Annotated in this window: 12 protein-coding genes; 6 read left to right on the top strand and 6 right to left on the bottom strand. The window is 69.3% G+C overall.

Annotated features, from left to right (window positions below):
- Positions 1–9 precede the first annotated feature (9 nt).
- The 6 genes from ACZ4XJ_RS11210 to ACZ4XJ_RS11185 all read right to left on the bottom strand — a co-directional run bounded on the left by ACZ4XJ_RS11210 (position 10) and on the right by ACZ4XJ_RS11185 (position 8208).
- Complete coding sequence (locus ACZ4XJ_RS11210; RefSeq protein WP_468495993.1) at positions 10–1464, bottom strand: family 43 glycosylhydrolase; 1455 nt, start codon at positions 1462–1464, stop codon at positions 10–12.
- A 31-nt stretch (positions 1465–1495) separates the two neighbouring features.
- Positions 1496–3025, bottom strand: coding sequence for a family 43 glycosylhydrolase (locus tag ACZ4XJ_RS11205; protein WP_468495992.1), 1530 nt, complete (start codon positions 3023–3025; stop codon positions 1496–1498).
- A gap of 41 nt (positions 3026–3066) precedes the next feature.
- Positions 3067–4572, bottom strand: coding sequence for an L-arabinose isomerase (araA, locus tag ACZ4XJ_RS11200; protein WP_468495991.1), 1506 nt, complete (start codon positions 4570–4572; stop codon positions 3067–3069).
- An 11-nt stretch (positions 4573–4583) separates the two neighbouring features.
- Positions 4584–5252, bottom strand: coding sequence for an L-ribulose-5-phosphate 4-epimerase (locus tag ACZ4XJ_RS11195; RefSeq protein WP_362879573.1), 669 nt, complete (start codon positions 5250–5252; stop codon positions 4584–4586).
- A 7-nt stretch (positions 5253–5259) separates the two neighbouring features.
- Positions 5260–6975 carry a ribulokinase gene (locus tag ACZ4XJ_RS11190; RefSeq protein WP_468495990.1) on the bottom strand — a complete coding sequence of 572 codons (1716 nt, stop codon included), beginning with the start codon at positions 6973–6975 and terminating at the stop codon, positions 5260–5262.
- Between the two features lie 192 nt (positions 6976–7167).
- Positions 7168–8208 (bottom strand): LacI family DNA-binding transcriptional regulator, encoded by a 1041-nt coding sequence (locus ACZ4XJ_RS11185; RefSeq protein WP_468495989.1) that lies wholly within the window; start codon positions 8206–8208, stop codon positions 7168–7170.
- Positions 8209–8923: 715 nt separating this feature from the next.
- Between ACZ4XJ_RS11185 and ACZ4XJ_RS11180 the strand changes: the two genes are divergently transcribed.
- The 6 genes from ACZ4XJ_RS11180 to ACZ4XJ_RS11155 all read left to right on the top strand — a co-directional run bounded on the left by ACZ4XJ_RS11180 (position 8924) and on the right by ACZ4XJ_RS11155 (position 15391).
- Positions 8924–9925, top strand: a complete 1002-nt coding sequence (locus ACZ4XJ_RS11180) for an ABC transporter substrate-binding protein (RefSeq protein ID WP_362879579.1) — start codon at positions 8924–8926, stop codon at positions 9923–9925.
- A 75-nt stretch (positions 9926–10000) separates the two neighbouring features.
- On the top strand, positions 10001–11560 hold the full coding sequence (locus tag ACZ4XJ_RS11175; protein WP_468495988.1) for a sugar ABC transporter ATP-binding protein: 1560 nt from the start codon (positions 10001–10003) through the stop codon (positions 11558–11560).
- Positions 11557–12657, top strand: coding sequence for an ABC transporter permease (locus tag ACZ4XJ_RS11170; protein ID WP_468495987.1), 1101 nt, complete (start codon positions 11557–11559; stop codon positions 12655–12657). The genes ACZ4XJ_RS11175 and ACZ4XJ_RS11170 overlap by 4 nt, the downstream gene beginning before the upstream one ends.
- On the top strand, positions 12654–13679 hold the full coding sequence (gene yjfF / locus ACZ4XJ_RS11165; RefSeq protein ID WP_468495986.1) for a galactofuranose ABC transporter, permease protein YjfF: 1026 nt from the start codon (positions 12654–12656) through the stop codon (positions 13677–13679). Before ACZ4XJ_RS11170 ends, yjfF begins: the two co-directional genes overlap by 4 nt.
- A 37-nt stretch (positions 13680–13716) precedes the next feature.
- Complete coding sequence (locus ACZ4XJ_RS11160) at positions 13717–14154, top strand: aldose epimerase family protein (protein ID WP_468495985.1); 438 nt, start codon at positions 13717–13719, stop codon at positions 14152–14154.
- Positions 14051–15391, top strand: coding sequence for an AbfB domain-containing protein (locus ACZ4XJ_RS11155; RefSeq protein WP_468496272.1), 1341 nt, complete (start codon positions 14051–14053; stop codon positions 15389–15391). Before ACZ4XJ_RS11160 ends, ACZ4XJ_RS11155 begins: the two co-directional genes overlap by 104 nt.
- Positions 15392–15480: the final 89 nt, after the last annotated feature.

Here is a 15480-nt window from a genome sequence, read left to right as displayed (position 1 = left end):
ACGGCGCGGCTATTCCAGACGGAAGGTGGCGTCGGCCTTGGCCGTCGTGGTGGCCGCCGGCTCCGAGTACAGCAGGAAGTCGCGGTGCCGTAGGAAGCGTCCGGGCGCGCCGTACGACTCGTAGGAGACCCCTGCCGCGTCGGCGAGTCCGGTGCGCCGGTGGAAGGTGGCGCTGCTCTTGAAGGCGGCGCTGCCGTCGTTCCTCTCCAGCCTCACCTCGCCGTTCCTCTCGCGGAGGTAGGAGCCGGGGAAGTTCGCCGACTCCATGGAGACGGTGCCGCTGCCGGCGAGCCCGGGCACGGTGCGGAACTGGGAGTCGGCCAGGTTCCTGACGTCCACATCCAGCCTGGCCCGGAAATCCCGGTGGCGGACGTGGCGGTCCGGGTAGTTGAGGGAGGCGAGGCGGTGCGGAGCGCCGCCGTCGGACACCGGGATGCCGAAGTTGGGTGTGCCGTCGGCGTTCCAGTACAGCTTCTGGATCCGGGTGCGGCGGTTGGGGTCGTCGAGGGGATCGCCGGAGATGTCCTTGTAGCCGCGGTCGTGGTAGACGAGCACGTCGCCGCCGCCGTCCTCCGCCTTGGTGAAGTAGTTGTGTCCCGGCCCGTACTGGCCGGTGGCGGTGTTGCTGGTGAAGACCGGGGTCGGGCTCTTGGTCCACGCCGCCGGGTCCAGAAGGTTGCCGGACGCCGCCGCGGAGAGCAGGCCGAGGCAGTAGTTGCTGTCCGTCGCGGAGGCGGAGTAGCTGAGGAATACCCGGTCGCCTCGCTCGATGAGGGCGGGGGCTTCGTTCACCTTGAAGCCGGCCGCCTCCCAGGAGTAGGTGGGCACCGTCAGACGGGTCGGCGTGCCGGAGATCGTCCAGGGGTTCGCCAACTTGGCGAGGTACACGTTGGAGTTGGTGGCGATGGCGGGGTCCTTCTGCGCCCAGCTGAGGTAGCGGGTGCCGCGCACCACGAAGGTGGTGGCGTCCAGGGCAAAGCTGTCCATGGGCGTGACGATCTGCCCCTTCTCGGTCCAGCCGCCGGTCAGCGGGTTGGCCGCGGAGCTCTCCAGCACGTACATCCGGATCTTCCAGATGTCGTCGCTCCGGCCGGCGGCGAAGTAGACGTACCACCTGCCGTTGATGAAGTGGATCTCGGGGGCCCAGATGTGGGCGCCCATCTCACCGGTGGCGTGCTTCGTCCAGATGACGGTCTCCGGCGCGGTCGACAGCCCCTGGAGGGTGGTGGCGCGGCGCAGGACGATGCGGTCGTACTCGGGGACGGTCGCCGTGAAGTAGTAGTAGCCATCGGTGTGCTTGTGGATCTGGGGGTCCGCGCGCCGCTCGGCCAGCGGGTTGGTGTAGGCGGCCTGGGCCTGCGGGCCCGCCAGGGCGTGGGCGGGAAGCGGCAGTACGGCACAGGCGCAGGCCAGCAGGGCCGCCACGGCCGCGAGGGCACGGGCGTACAGGAGTGTTCCGGTCATCTCTTCTCCTCTTCCGTACGGAGTGGCCCGGTCAGCCGGTCCGGAGCTGCCATTCCTGGCAGGGGTTGGCGAGCCAGGTCCACTGGCGGACACCGGTGCCGTCGCGGGTTCCGCAGTCGGCCACGTCGGCGACCTTCCCGCTGTGCGCGTTCTCCAGCCGGAGCAGTCCGGCCTCTCCGGCGATGAGCCGGAACCGCTGGCAGGCGTTGTCCAGCCAGGCCCACTGGCGCAGTTCCGCTCCGTCCGCGGAGGAGCAGTCAGCCACGTCGAGCACCTTGCCGCCGGCCACGTTGACCAGTCGGCTCGTGTCGTCCCCCTGGTCCTCGAACCGCCACTTCTGGGCAGTGCTGCCGTTGCACGACCACAGCCTCACGTCCGCTCCGTCGGCGGAGGAACCGAGCGCGAGATCCAGGCACTTGCCGCTGTGGGGGTTCACCAGGGTGTACGCGGTGGGGGTGGCCGCCGTCTCGCCCCCCGGGGCGGGCAGCGGTCTCCCGGCGGCGACCGGTGCGCCGAAGTCCGGGGTGCCGTCCGGGAGCCAAGTGAACTTCTGGGCCCGTGTGGTGCGCCTGTTGTCGCAGCCGCCGGCGGCGGTGTCGTTGGCGTGGTAGACGATCCAGCTCTCCTTGCCGTCCGGGGAGGTGAAGAACCCGTTGTGGCCCGGCCCGTACACTCCCGCCGCGTCGTCGCGCCGGAACACCGGGGCGGGTGCCTTGGTCCATGACGCGGCGCTGAGGGGGTCGGCGCCGGTGAGCTCCAGTCGGCCCAGCTTGTAGTCCGGGGTGTTGCAGCTGGAGGCGGAGTAGGTGAGGAACGTCCGCCCGCCGTGGTACAGCGGCTCGGGTCCCTCGTTGACCGATCCGCCTTGGCTCTCCCAGCTCAGGGCGGGACTGGAGATGACCCTGAACGGACCGCTGAGCGTGTAGGGGTTGCTCAGCGGGGCGATCACCAGGCTCTGCCGACTGCCGTTGATGAAGCCGCTGCCGAGCAGGTACAGCTTCCCGCCGACCCGCAGCAGGCTCGCGTCGATCAGCCATCCGCCGGGCACCAGGTTGGCGCCGGTCAGGATGTTCTTGTAGGTGTAGGGGCCCATCGGGTCGCTGCCGGCGCTCTGCAGGACGTGGGTGCGCTGCGAGTCGCAGCAGGCGGCCCCCGCCTGCCCGGCGGAGTACAGGTACCAGCGCCCCTCGACGAAATGCATCTCCGGAGCCCATATGTTGGTGCTGCGGGCGGGGGTCCGGTCGGACCACACCCGTACGCTCGGCGCGGTGGAAAGGCCTTCCAGAGTTGGTGACCTGCGCATGGTGATCTCGCCGGTGAAGGTCGATGCGACCAGGTGGTAGTTGCCCGCGTGGTACTGCAGCCAGGGGTCGGCGCCCTTCTGGACCTTCACCGGGTTGGTGTAGGTACGGCCGGCTGCGGCCTCGGCGGGACCGCCGGTGACCGCCGCGGCCGGGAGCAACGCGAGCAGGACGACCGCGAGGGCGGTCCAGAGCGGCGGACGGGTGCGTCGTGGTGCGGTACGGCGTGGAGCGGTGCGGCGCGAGCGGAAGCGGCTCATGTGCGTCCCTTCTCAACAGCGGGAGCGAAGATGGCGGCGCGTCAGAAACCCTGCGCCAGGCGGTGGTACGCCTGGTTCCAGCGGATCTCCTGGGTGAACCGGCGGATGCCGGTGTCCCCGTCGATGACCAGCAGCTCCGTGCCGAGCATGTCGGCGAGATCACCCAGCTCCTCGGTGCCCGCGGCACTCGACAGCACGGTGTGGTGCGGGGCTCCGGCGATCAACCAGGCTTCGGTCGAGGTCCGCAGGTCCGGACGGGGCCGCCACACGGCCCGGGCCACCGGCAGGTTCGGCAACGGCTCGGCGGGCTCCACCACGTCGATCTCGTTGGCGACCAGGCGGAAGCGGTCGCCCATGTCGGCGAGCCCGACCACCACCGCCGGACCGGTGTGCGCGTCGAAGACCAGACGGACGGGATCCTCCCGGCCGCCGATCCCCAGCGGGTGGATCTCACAAGAGGGAACCGCGGCCGCGATCGTCGGGCAGACCTCCAGCATGTGCGCGCCGAGGATCAGTTCCCTGCCCGGTTCCAGGTGGTAGGTGTAGTCCTCCATGAAGGACACCCCGCCCGACAGCCCCTCGGACATCACCTTGAGCGTGCGCAGCAGGGCCGAGGTCTTCCAGTCGCCCTCGCCGCCGAAGCCGTACCCGTCGGCCATCAATCGCTGCACGGCCAGTCCCGGCAGCTGGCGCAGGCCCCCGAGGTCCTCGAAGTTGGTGGTGAAGGCACGGAAGCCGCCGGTGGTGAGGAAGGCCCGCAGGCCGAGCTCGATGCGCGCGGCGTAGCGCAGCGACGCGTGCCGGTCCCCGCCGGACCGCAGCTCGGGCGCCACCCGGTAGGTGTCCTCGTACTCCTTGACGAGCTCGGTGACATCGGCCTCCGCGGCAGCGTCGACGGCCTCGACGAGGTCGTTGACCCCGTACGTGTTGACGGAGACGCCGAAGCGCAGCTGCGCCTCCACCTTGTCGCCCTCGGTAACGGCGACGTCCCGCATGTTGTCGCCGAAGCGGGCCAGCCTGAGGCCGCGCAACTCGGCCCGCCCGGCGGCCGCCCGGGCCCACGCGGCGATGCGGACGGCCACGGACGGGTCGCTGACGTGACCCGCGACCGTCTTGCGGGTGACGCCTACGCGGGACTGGATATGGCCGAATTCGCGGTCCCCGTGCGCCGCTTGGTTGAGGTTCATGAAGTCCATGTCCATGGACGACCACGGCAGGGCCATGTTGGCCTGGGTGTGGAGGTGGAGCAGAGGTTTGCGCAGGGCGTCGAGGCCGGCGATCCACATCTTGGCCGGGGAGAACGTGTGCATCCAGGCGATCAGCCCGATGCAGGCGTCGTCGGAGTTCGCCTCCAGGCAGATGCGGCGGATCGTCTCGGCGCCGGTGAGGACGGGCTTCCAGACGATCCGGACGGGGACGTCGGGGGCGTCCTGGAGGGCCTCGGTGATCTGCTGGGACTGTCGGGCCACCTGTTGCAGGGTCTCGTCCCCGTAGAGGGACTGGCTGCCGGTCAGGAACCACACTTCGCGTTCTTCGAGTGATGTCACGGAAAAGCCCCTCACCGGTCGGCCTGCTGGCCGTACACGTTCTGGTAGCGGTGGTTGAGCGCGTCGATGTCGCTCTGCGCGAGGGGCAGCGGCTCCCCGAGCTGGCGTGAGATGTGGACCGTGCGGGCGACGTCCTCGCACATCACGGCCGCCTTGACCGCTGCCTTGGCGTCCTTCCCGACGGTGAAGACGCCGTGGCTCTCCATCAGGACGGCGGGCGAACGGTGTCCGCGCAGCGTCTCGACGATGCCCCGCCCGATGGAGTCGTCCCCGATCAGCGCGAAGGGTCCGACCGGGATCTCGGCGCCGAACTCGTCGGCCATGGCGGTCAGTACGCAGGGGACGGCCTCGCCGCGGGCGGCCCAGGCGCAGGCGTAGGTGGAGTGGGTGTGCACCACCCCCGCGACCTGTGGCATGTGCCGGTAGACGTAGGCGTGTGCGGCGGTGTCGGAGGAGGGGGCGTGGTCGCCTTCGACCACTTTCCCGTCCAGGTCGCAGACGACCATGCGCTCGGGGGCCAGCTCCTCGTAGGAGACACCGCTGGGTTTGATCACCATCAGGTCCTCGCCCGGGACGCGGGCGGACACGTTCCCGGCCGTCCAGACGACGAGGCCGTAGCGGACCAGTTCCTGGTGCAGGTCGCTGACCTCGCGGCGCAGCTGCTCGATCGGTGACGTCATGAGCGTTTCAGAGCCTCTCGGTCGGGGTGGTCGGGGCAGTCAGGGCGGCGTTGCGCAGGGCACGCAGCCGGTGCAGCGCCCTGTCGGGGCCGGTGCCGAAGTGGTCGTGCAGCGCGCGGTACTCCGCGTACAGGGCGTCATAGGCGTCGGCCCGGGCGACGTCCGGCAGGTAGGCGGCGCGCTGGACGCGGCCCATGGCCGCCGCGGCGGTGCGTACGTCCGGATGGGCGCCGGCGGCGACGGCCGCGTGGATGGCGGCGCCGAGGGCGGGGCCCTGGGCGGAGGCGGCGAGGGACACCGGCCGGCGCAGCACGTCCGCGTAGATCTGCATCAGCAGGGCGTTCTTCTTCAGGCCGCCGGTGACGATGAACTCGTCGACCGGTACTCCGCCTTGTTCCAGCGCTTCGACGATGGTGCGGGTACCGAAGGCGGTGGACTCCAGCAGGGCCCGGTATATCTCCTCGGGCCGCGTCGCCAGGGTGAGCCCGACAATGACGCCGGACAGGTGGTGGTCCACCAGGGTGGACCGGTTGCCGTTCATCCAGTCGAGCGCTACCAGGCCGTGCCCGCCGACCGGCTGGTCGGCGCACTTGCGGGTCAGAAGCTGGTGCAGGTCCTCGCCGCGGGCCTCGGCCTCGGCCTGGTAGCCGGCCGGGACGCCCTGGGAGAGCCACCAGGCGAAGATGTCGCCGACCGCGCTCTGTCCCGCCTCGTAGCCGTACGCGCCGTCGACGATCCCGCCGTCGACAACGCCGCAGATGCCGGGGACGTCGGCGAGCGCGGCACCGTTCACCACGTGACAGGTGGAGGTGCCCATGACCGCGAGCAGCCGGCCGTTCTCCACGGCCTGGGCCGCGGCGGCCGCGACGTGGGCGTCGACGTTGCCGACGGCGACCGCGATGCCCTCGGGAAGGCCCGTCCAGGCGGCGGCCTCCGCGGTGAGCGAGCCGGCCCGGGAACCCAGCGGGGCGAGTGGATGCTCCAGGCGGGTGCGGGCGAAGTCCCCGAAGTCCGGGTGGAGGGCGGCGAGGTAGTCCTCGCTGGGATACCTGCCGTCCTGGTGGATGCCCTTGTAGCCGGCGGTGCACGTGTTGCGGGTCTCGGTGCCGGTCAGCTGCCAGACGATCCAGTCGGCCGCCTCGATCCAGCGCTCGGTGGCCGCGTACGTCGCCGGGTCCTCCTCCAGCACCTGCAGCGCCTTCGCGAACTGCCATTCGGCGGAGATCCTGCCGCCGTAACGGGCGATCCACTTCTCGGCCCGCAGGTGGGCGAGGCGGTTGATCCGGTCGGCCTGGCCCTGAGCGGCGTGGTGTTTCCAGAGCTTGGGCCAGGCGTGCGGGCGGTGGCCCAGCCCGGTCTCGGAGAGCGGCCGCCCGTCACGGCGTACCGGCAGGACCGTGCAGGCGGTGAAGTCGGTCGCGATGCCGATGACGCGCCCGGGGTCCACTCCCGCGGAGGTGACGGCGTCCGGGACGGCGGTGCGCAGCACCTCGCGCCAGTCGTCGGGATGCTGGAGTGCCCAGTCGGGCGGCAACGCCGCCCCGGTGGTGGGCAGTTCGCGGTCGATGACTCCGTGGCGGTACGCGTGGACGGCGGAGCCCAGCTCTTCACCGTCGCGCACGCGGACCACCACGGCGCGGCCGGACAGCGAACCGAAGTCGACACCGACGACGTAGCGCCCGGTGTCCGGGGCGGCTGGGGGACGGGACGGTGTCACGTTCACATCCTTCGTACGTAGCCCAGCGCCCCGGGCGACAGGGGACGGCGGCGCGCGTGGCCACCCAAGGCTCTGATTGTTAGCGTTAACAATCAGCTGTACAAGAGCCCTCGCATGCAGCGTTACCTAATCTTGACCTCGCGTCCCAGTGTGTATTCGTAGCACTTGGGGCTCACCTGACCAGCGCGAATGCCGGGTTCAGCGAACCTGACGGGGCGCGCGACCCGTGCTGCGGCGCAGCACGATCTCCGTGGGTACCAGCACGTGCGGGCCCGGGGACTCCGGCGGCCTGGCGTGCTCACCGCCGACCGCGCCGGTCGTGCGGTCGCCACGGGTCAACTCCTCGACCAGCAGCTCCAGCGCGCGTCTGCCCAGTTCGCCGAAATCCTGGCGGACCGTCGTCAGCGGCGGAGCGAAGTAGGCGGCTTCGGAGATGTCGTCGAAACCGACCACGCTGATGTCCCCGGGAATCGCCCGGCCCGCTTCGTGCAGCGCGCGCAGCAGTCCGAGCGCCAGCTGGTCGTTCGCGCAGAACACCGCGGTGACGGTGGGGTCCCCGGCGATCCGGAGGCCCGCCTCGTAGCCGGCGCGGGCGCTCCAGTCGCCGGAGTGGGCCTCGGGCACCGGGGCCCCGGCCTCCTGGAGGGCCTTGCGCCAACCGGCCTGCCGGGTCGTGGTCTCCAGCCAGCCCGGCGGGCCGGCGATGTGGTGGACCGTGGCGTGCCCGAGGTCGAGCAGGTGCCGGGTTACGGCGCGGGCGCCCGCCTCGTTGTCGACCGAGACCGTGGGCACGCGCGTACCGCTGCCCGATCCGACCGCGACCACGGGCACCGCCGTGGACAGCCGGGAGACCGCGCTCACCGCCGGGGTCTGCGGCGCGATCACCATGATGCCTTCGACTCCCTGATCCCGGAGCCGCTCCACGGCCTCCTGCACCGCGCGCGTGTCCAGGGACCGGATGCTCGCCACGCTGACGAAGTAGCCCGCGCTGCGTGCGGCCTGCTCGATGCTGTCCAGCATGGAGGCCGGTCCGTACAGGGCGCTGCCGAAACTGACCACGCCCAGCGTCTGGGACCGACGGGTGACCAGAGCCCGGGCCGCCACGTTGGGGCGGTAGTCCAGCTCGCGGATGGCCGCGAGCACCCGCTCTCGCGTGCCGGGGCGGACGTGGGGGGCGCCGTTGAGCACCCGCGACACCGTCTGGTGCGACACCCCGGCGACGCGCGCGACATCAGCCATCACAGGCTGGCGTGGCTCGGACTGTTCCGTACTTCCCGTTCCCACTGAGAGCCCTCTCGTCGGCGGAGCCCACGGCGATTGGGGCCGGGCTCCGGTGCGCAGACCGCATGCACGGTGGTGCCTGCACAGGGCCCCACGGGGGCGAGTGTAATTGTTCACGATCACAGGGGTCACTCCGCGATGCGGATGCGACGGGACCGACCCGGGCCGCCCGGGCTCCGGCCACTGCCCCGTCTCCCTGGCCGCCTCGATCAGGCACAACCACACGACGGGCGGACCGGTCATCCGCTCACCGACCGCCTATGGCCATGGACCGTGGCGTCGATCATCCGCGCACCGGACCGACTCGGCGGAGGCTCGCATTCTCCGATGCTCATGCCCCGCGGATGAGGCCTTCCAGGGTCGCGCTCCCCCGCAGACAGCCCGCGGGATCGCCGGTGCAGGAGTCTCCCGATTCGCTCGCGGACGACAGGGTGGGGCGGGAACCGATAGGTGAAGTAACGGGAAGGTAACGCGCGCAAGGGGATTGAGGTGCGGTGGTGTTAGCGCTAACAATGCTGCCCACCGTCCCCTGACGGACGAGGGCTTCATCAGTGCACGCCGCCGGTCAGCACCGGGGGCCCCTCCTCCTCCTCGCGCAGGGCTCAACTCCCTGTCCCGACCGCCGTGCGGCCATGGCAGCGGAACCATGCCCACTCCCGAAAGGACACACCACATGGCTCGCAGAGCTGCTTACGTCGTCGGTATCGCCCTTCTGGCGTCCCTCTCCCTGTCCGCCTGCTCCACCGAAAACCCGGCGGCCGGGTCCGGCAGCCGCGGCAGTGGCGAAAAGTCGGGCCACAAGCTGGTGCTGGGCTTCGCCCAGGTCGGTGCCGAGAGCGGCTGGCGCACCGCCAACACCAAGTCCGTCCAGGACGCCGCGAAGGCGGCGGGGATCACTCTGAAGTTCTCCGACGCGCAGCAGAAGCAGGAGAACCAGATCAAGGCGATCCGCACCTTCATCCAGCAGAAGGTCGACGTCATCGCCTTCTCTCCGGTGGTGGAGTCCGGCTGGGACACCGTGCTGAAGGAGGCCAAGGACGCCGGGATCCCGGTCATCCTCACCGACCGCGCCGTGGACACACAGGACACCTCCCTCTACAAGACCTTCCTCGGCTCGGACTTCGTCAAGGAGGGCAGGTCGGCCGGCGAGTGGCTGGTGGCGGAGTACGAGGGCAAGGGCGAACCGGTCAACATCGTCGAGCTCCAAGGGACCACGGGCTCGGCCCCGGCCAACGACCGCAAGGCCGGCTTCGCCGAAGCCGTCAAGGGTGAGACGAAGTTCAAGGTCGTCGCCTCCCAGACCGGCGACTTCACCCGAGCGAAGGGGAAGGAGGTCATGCAGGCCTTCCTGAAGTCCCAGGAGGACATCGACGTCCTGTACGCCCACAACGACGACATGGCGCTCGGCGCGATCCAGGCGATCGAGGAGGCCGGCAAGAAGCCCGGGACAGACATCAGGATCATCTCGGTGGACGGCATCAAGGACGCCTTCGTCGCGATGACCAAAGGCAAGATCAACGTCGTGGTGGAGTGCAATCCGCTCCTCGGCGACCAGCTGATGGAACTCACCAAGAAGGTCGCCGCGGGAGAGAGCGTGCCGGCGCGCGTGGAAACCGAAGAGGGAGTCTTCCCCCAGGACAAGGCCGAGGCCGCCCTGCCGGCCCGCCAGTACTGACCGACGCCGTAACCGGTGCCGGAGGGAGCGGCGCTCTGGTGCCTCCTTCGGCCCTACCTCACGAGAGGAGGGGAGATGTCAGCCCCACCCAGCCTCCGCACAAGGACCGCCGGTCACCCACGGCCGGTGCTGGAAGCCCACGGCATCCGCAAGCGGTTCCCCGGAGTACTCGCTCTGGACGACGTCGCCCTGAAGCTCCATCCGGGAGAAGTCCACGCCCTGATGGGCGAGAACGGTGCGGGGAAGTCCACCCTGATCAAGGTGCTCACCGGCGTGCACCCCGCCGATGGCGGCAGCATCGTCGTCGATGGTCGGCAGAGGCACTTCGACGATCCGCTACAGGCCCAGCACGCGGGCATCAGCACCGTCTACCAGGAGGTCAACCTCTGCCCCAACCTCTCCGTCGCGGAAAACATCCTCATCGGCCGCGAGCCGCGCAGGTTCGGACTCGTCTACTGGTCCGCGCTGAGACGGCGAGCCGCTGAACTCCTGGCGGAACTGGACCTCGACGTCGACGTCACCAGTCTGCTGAGCACGCACTCGCCGGCTGTCCGGCAGCTGGTGGCAATCGTCCGTGCCGTGGACGTCTCGGCCAAGGTACTCGTCCTGGACGAACCCACGTCCAGCCTCGACCGCGAGGAGGTCGCCCAGCTGTTCGCGCTCGTACGACGCCTGCGTGACCGAGGCGTCGCCATCTTGTTCGTCACGCACTTCCTGGACCAGGTCTTCGACATCTGCGACCGTGTCACCATCCTGCGCAACGGGCGTCTGGAGGGTGAGTACCCCATCGGGGACCTCACCCATGTCTCGCTGGTGCAGCGCATGGTCGGTGGTGAACTGGCCACTCTGGACAAGCTCTCCGACAGAGCGCACGCGGACGCAGCGGAACGCGCCACGGGCAAGCCCCTCCTACAGGCCCGGCAACTGACGCGCACGGGACATGTAGAGCCCTACGACTTGGACATCCACCCCGGAGAGGTCATCGGGCTGGCCGGACTCCTCGGCTCGGGCCGTACGGAGGCCGCCCGGCTGCTGTTCGGTGCGGACAGCCCCGACGCCGGCGAGCTGATCATGGACGGCGAGCCCGTCTCCCTGCGCACGCCGCGGAACGCCGTCGCCCGCCGTATCGCGTTCTGCTCCGAGAACCGGAAGTCCGAAGGGCTGATAGGGGAGTTGACCGTCCGGGAGAACATCGTTCTCGCGCTTCAGGCAGCCCGCGGGTGGACGAGGCCGCTGTCACGGGCCAAGCAGGACGAACTCACGCACCACTGGATCGACGCCCTGGACATCCGCCCGGCCGCCCCTGAGGCACAGGTCAGGCATCTCAGCGGTGGCAACCAGCAGAAGGTCCTCCTGGCGCGCTGGCTGCTCACCGAACCCCGACTCCTGATCCTGGACGAGCCCACCCGGGGCATCGACATCGGGGCCAAGGCCGAAATCCAGAAACTGGTGGCACGCCTCGCCGCGGACGGCACCTCGGTGCTGTTCATCTCCGCCGAGCTCGAGGAGGTTCTGCGCCTCAGCCACCGCATCGCGGTACTGCGCGACCACCGGATGGTCGCCATCCTCACCAACGACGACAGCGTCACCCCTGAACGAATCCTGGCCACCATCGCCACCGGAGCTGACTCATGACCGCCCAGCCCGCCAAGGCCACAGCGGCCGGCGGCCTCGGGAGGCGACTGGCCGGCCATCGCCTGCTGTGGCCCTCGGTCGTCCTGCTGGCGCTGCTGCTCGGCAACCTCGCCTTCACGAACGACTTCTTCGCCGTGCGGGTCCGCAACGACCACCTCTACGGCAGTCTCGTCGACATCGTCCAGTTCGGCGCCCCGCTGATTCTGGTGTCCCTGGGCATGACACTCGTGGTCGCCACCCGCGGCATCGACCTCTCGGTCGGTTCCACCGTCGCCATCGCGGGCGCGCTGGCCTGCCGGCACATCGCCACCGCGGGGCAGCCCGGCGGTGTCACGACCATGCTCACGGCCCTGGCCATCGCCCTCGGCGTGGCGGTGGTCCTCGGGCTGGCCAACGGCCTGCTGGTGGCACACCTCGGCGTACAACCCATCGTGGCCACGCTGATCCTGATGGTCGCCGGCCGTGGCATGGCCCAGCTGATCACCGACGGCCAGATCATCACCGTGAGCAGCAGCCCGTACAAGCTGATCGGCGGCGGGTACTGGCTCATGTTCCCCTTCGCCGTGCTGCTGGCCGCCGTCCTGGTCGCCCTCACCGCGGCCGTCACTCGGCGCAGCGCACTGGGCCTGCTGATCGAGTCGGTCGGCGGCAACCCCACCGCCAGCCGCCTGGTCGGCATCCGCGCCGCAGGTCTGCTCACCCTCGTCTACGTCTTCAGCGCCCTGTGCGCCGCCGTCGCAGGACTGATGATCAGCTCCAACGTCTCCAGCGCCGACGGCAACAACGCGGGGCTCTGGATCGAACTGGACGCCATCCTCGCCGTTGTCGTGGGAGGCACGGCCCTGACCGGCGGCCGATTTTCCCTCGGCGGGACCGTGCTCGGCGCCCTGATCATCCAGACCCTGTCCACCACCGTGTACACCCTGGGTGTCCCGCCCGAGATCACGCTCGTCTTCAAGGCGGTCGTCGTCATCGTGGTCTGCCTCGTCCAGTCCCCCGTCTTCCGGGCCAAGGTGTCGCACCCCCGCAAGACGACACCCCCTCGACCACACACGGCGCCGGGCGACGTCCCGCGCAGGCAGGAGGCAGGCGCATGAGCTCCGGTATCGCGCAGGCCGCCGCCACGCTCGCCCGACCCTTCCGCGGGAACGTCCCACCGCGCGGCCGCACCCGTGTCCCCCTGATCGTCACGGCCGTCCTACTGGTGGCCATGTTCGCCGTCGGCTCGGTGCGCTACGAGGGGTTCTTCTCCGCCCAGGTCCTGCTGAACCTCCTGATCGACAACGGCTTCCTCCTCGTCGTGGCCGTCGGAGCCACTTTCGTCATCCTCACCGGGGGCATCGACCTCTCCGTCGGATCGGTAGTGGCTCTCTCCACCATGCTCACAGCGTGGCTGGTCGAGCAGTACGACTGGCCGCTGCTCACCGTCATCCCCCTGGTCCTGCTGGTAGGCACAGCCGGCGGCGCCCTGATGGGATGGATCATCCACACCTACGAGATCCAGCCCTTCATCGTGACCCTGGCCGGCATGTTCCTGGCCCGGGGCCTGTGCTACACCATCAGCACCGAATCCATCTCGATCACCGACCCCACCACGACTCAGATCGCACAGACACGCCTCTACGGGCCCGGAGGCGTCTTCGTCTCCGTATCAGTGATCATCGCCTTGGCCATCGTGGCCGCCGCGTTCGTCTGCCTCCATCACACCCGATTCGGCCGCAACGTCTACGCCTTGGGCGGGAGCGAACCCTCCGCCCGGCTGATGGGCCTGCCCGTGGGCACCACGAAGATCGGGGTCTACGCGATCAGCGGTCTGTGCTCCGCACTCGGTGGTGTGCTGCTCACCTTCTACATGCTCTCCGGGTACGCGCTCCACGCCATGGGGATGGAACTCGACGCCATAGCCGCCACCGTCATCGGCGGCACCCTGCTCACCGGCGGATCCGGCTTCGTCCTGGGCACCTCCCTCGGTGTGATGGTCCTCGGCATGATCCAGACGGTCATCAACTTCCAGGGCACCCTCAGCTCCTGGTGGACCCGGATCGTCATCGGAGGCCTGCTGCTCGTCTTCATCGTGCTCCAGCGACTGATGAGCGGGCGACGCCCTGCACAGGACTGACCCCGACTCGCGGGAGGCGCCCTCGGCCAGGCCCGCTGTGCGCCTCGCTCAACTCCACCTGCGGCTCTTCCTTCACAGCCCCGACGGTGACCAAGGGTTCCCCGGAGCCCTGAGCGTCTGTGCGACCTACACGCTGGATCGCCACAGCAAGCTGTCCCTGACCTACCGGGCGGTGAGCGACGCACCGACCGTCGTGAACCTCACCAACCACGCGTACTGGAACCTGGACGGAGAGGGCAGTGGCAACGTCCTGGCGCACCACCTCCAGGTCGACGCGCCGCTCCACACCCCTGTAGAGGACACCCATGTCCAATCAACGACCCACTCCCGAACGCCTCCTGATGTTCATCCCCGCACTTGTCGCCACCCTTCTGGCCACACTCATCATCCTGCCCGCTCCCCAAGCCGACGCAGCCCCGGCCTACGGCGGCTACGCCATGGCCTACTTCACGGAATCCAACCAAGGATCGGGTGACAGGTATGCCTTGCACCTGGCCGTGAGCTCCGACGGGCTGCAATGGACACCTCTGAATCAGAACGCACCCGTCGCCACCCCCACCGCCGGCACCAAGGGTCTGCGCGACCCCTTCATCCTGCGCAAGCAGGACGGAACCTTCACCGTCTTGGCCACCGACCTCAAGGGCACGAACTGGACTGAGAGCAATCAGTACATCCACGTCTGGGACTCGACCGACCTGAGGTCCTTCACGGGATACCGTCGAATCAAGGTACATTCCCTGCCGGCCACCCACGCCTGGGCTCCCGAGGCGTTCTGGGATCCGGCCCGACAGCAGTACGCCGTCATCTACTCGGCCCACAACGGCACACGAGACGTCATCATGGCGAGCTACACCACTGACTTCACCAACGTCAGCGCCGCCGAGACGTATTTCGACCCCGGCTTCGACATCATCGACGCCGATGTCGTCACCGGCGTCAACGGTATGAACTACCTCTACTACAAACGTGACCACGCCCTCTACGGAGCCAAGTCCGCCTCGCTCGCCCCCGGTGCGTTCAACAACGGCACCTATACCGGGCCGATCTCCCACGGCGGCACCGAGGCCCCCGTCCTGACCAAATCCCTCACCGGCACCACGTGGTACCTGTGGGGCGACACCTACACCCCCAACGGGGTCTTCTACGCCTGGCAGACGAACGATGTCGCCACCGGTAACTGGGCACCCGTGGACCAACGCACCTACACCCAGCCCTTGAACTCCAAGCACGCCGGAATCACCCCGATCACCACCGCTGAGCTCAATGCGCTCAAAGCCGCCTGGGGCACACCCCACTGGACCCGGATGAAGTCCTACAACCACCCCGACCGATACGTGCGCCACCTCAACTACGAGGTCCGCATCGACACATACCCCTTCGACCCCTACCGCGACTCGCAGTGGAAGACCGTCCCCGGCCTGGCCGACGGCGCCGGCATCTCCTTCGAGTCCGTCAACCACCCCGGCCGCTTCCTGCGCCACAGCGGCTACTCCGTCCTCCTCCACACCAACGACGGCAGTCCCGGCTTCGCAGCCGACGCGACCTTCTACCCGACTCCGGGTCTGGGCGCCTCCGCGGCAGTCTCCTACCGGTCCTACAACTTCCCCACTCGCTATCTGCGGCACAGCGGCTACAAGTTGCGTATCGACCCGCTCTCCCCCACGTCCTCACTCGGAGACCGTCAGGACGCGACCTTCCTGCTCACCGGCTGATCCCTGCCGTCCCGCGCGGCACAGGGTGGCGCGGGACACTCCCGCGCTGAAGGACGTCTGCGCACCGCACCGACCACCTGCCTGGAGAG

It is taken from the genome of Streptomyces sp. NPDC029836 (assembly GCF_055574495.1).
This window is presented reverse-complemented; position numbering and strand designations above follow the sequence as displayed.

Bases quoted from the DNA above. Each gene is read 5' to 3' on its own strand.
- ACZ4XJ_RS11210 (WP_468495993.1), bottom strand. From the start codon at position 1,464: ATGACCGGAACACTCCTGTACGCCCGTGCCCTCGCGGCCGTGGCGGCC.
- ACZ4XJ_RS11205 (WP_468495992.1), bottom strand. From the start codon at position 3,025: ATGAGCCGCTTCCGCTCGCGCCGCACCGCTCCACGCCGTACCGCACCA.
- ACZ4XJ_RS11195 (WP_362879573.1), bottom strand. From the start codon at position 5,252: ATGACGTCACCGATCGAGCAGCTGCGCCGCGAGGTCAGCGACCTGCAC.
- ACZ4XJ_RS11185 (WP_468495989.1), bottom strand. From the start codon at position 8,208: ATGGCTGATGTCGCGCGCGTCGCCGGGGTGTCGCACCAGACGGTGTCG.
- ACZ4XJ_RS11180 (WP_362879579.1), top strand. From the start codon at position 8,924: ATGGCTCGCAGAGCTGCTTACGTCGTCGGTATCGCCCTTCTGGCGTCC.
- ACZ4XJ_RS11175 (WP_468495988.1), top strand. From the start codon at position 10,001: ATGTCAGCCCCACCCAGCCTCCGCACAAGGACCGCCGGTCACCCACGG.
- ACZ4XJ_RS11170 (WP_468495987.1), top strand. From the start codon at position 11,557: ATGACCGCCCAGCCCGCCAAGGCCACAGCGGCCGGCGGCCTCGGGAGG.
- yjfF (WP_468495986.1), top strand. From the start codon at position 12,654: ATGAGCTCCGGTATCGCGCAGGCCGCCGCCACGCTCGCCCGACCCTTC.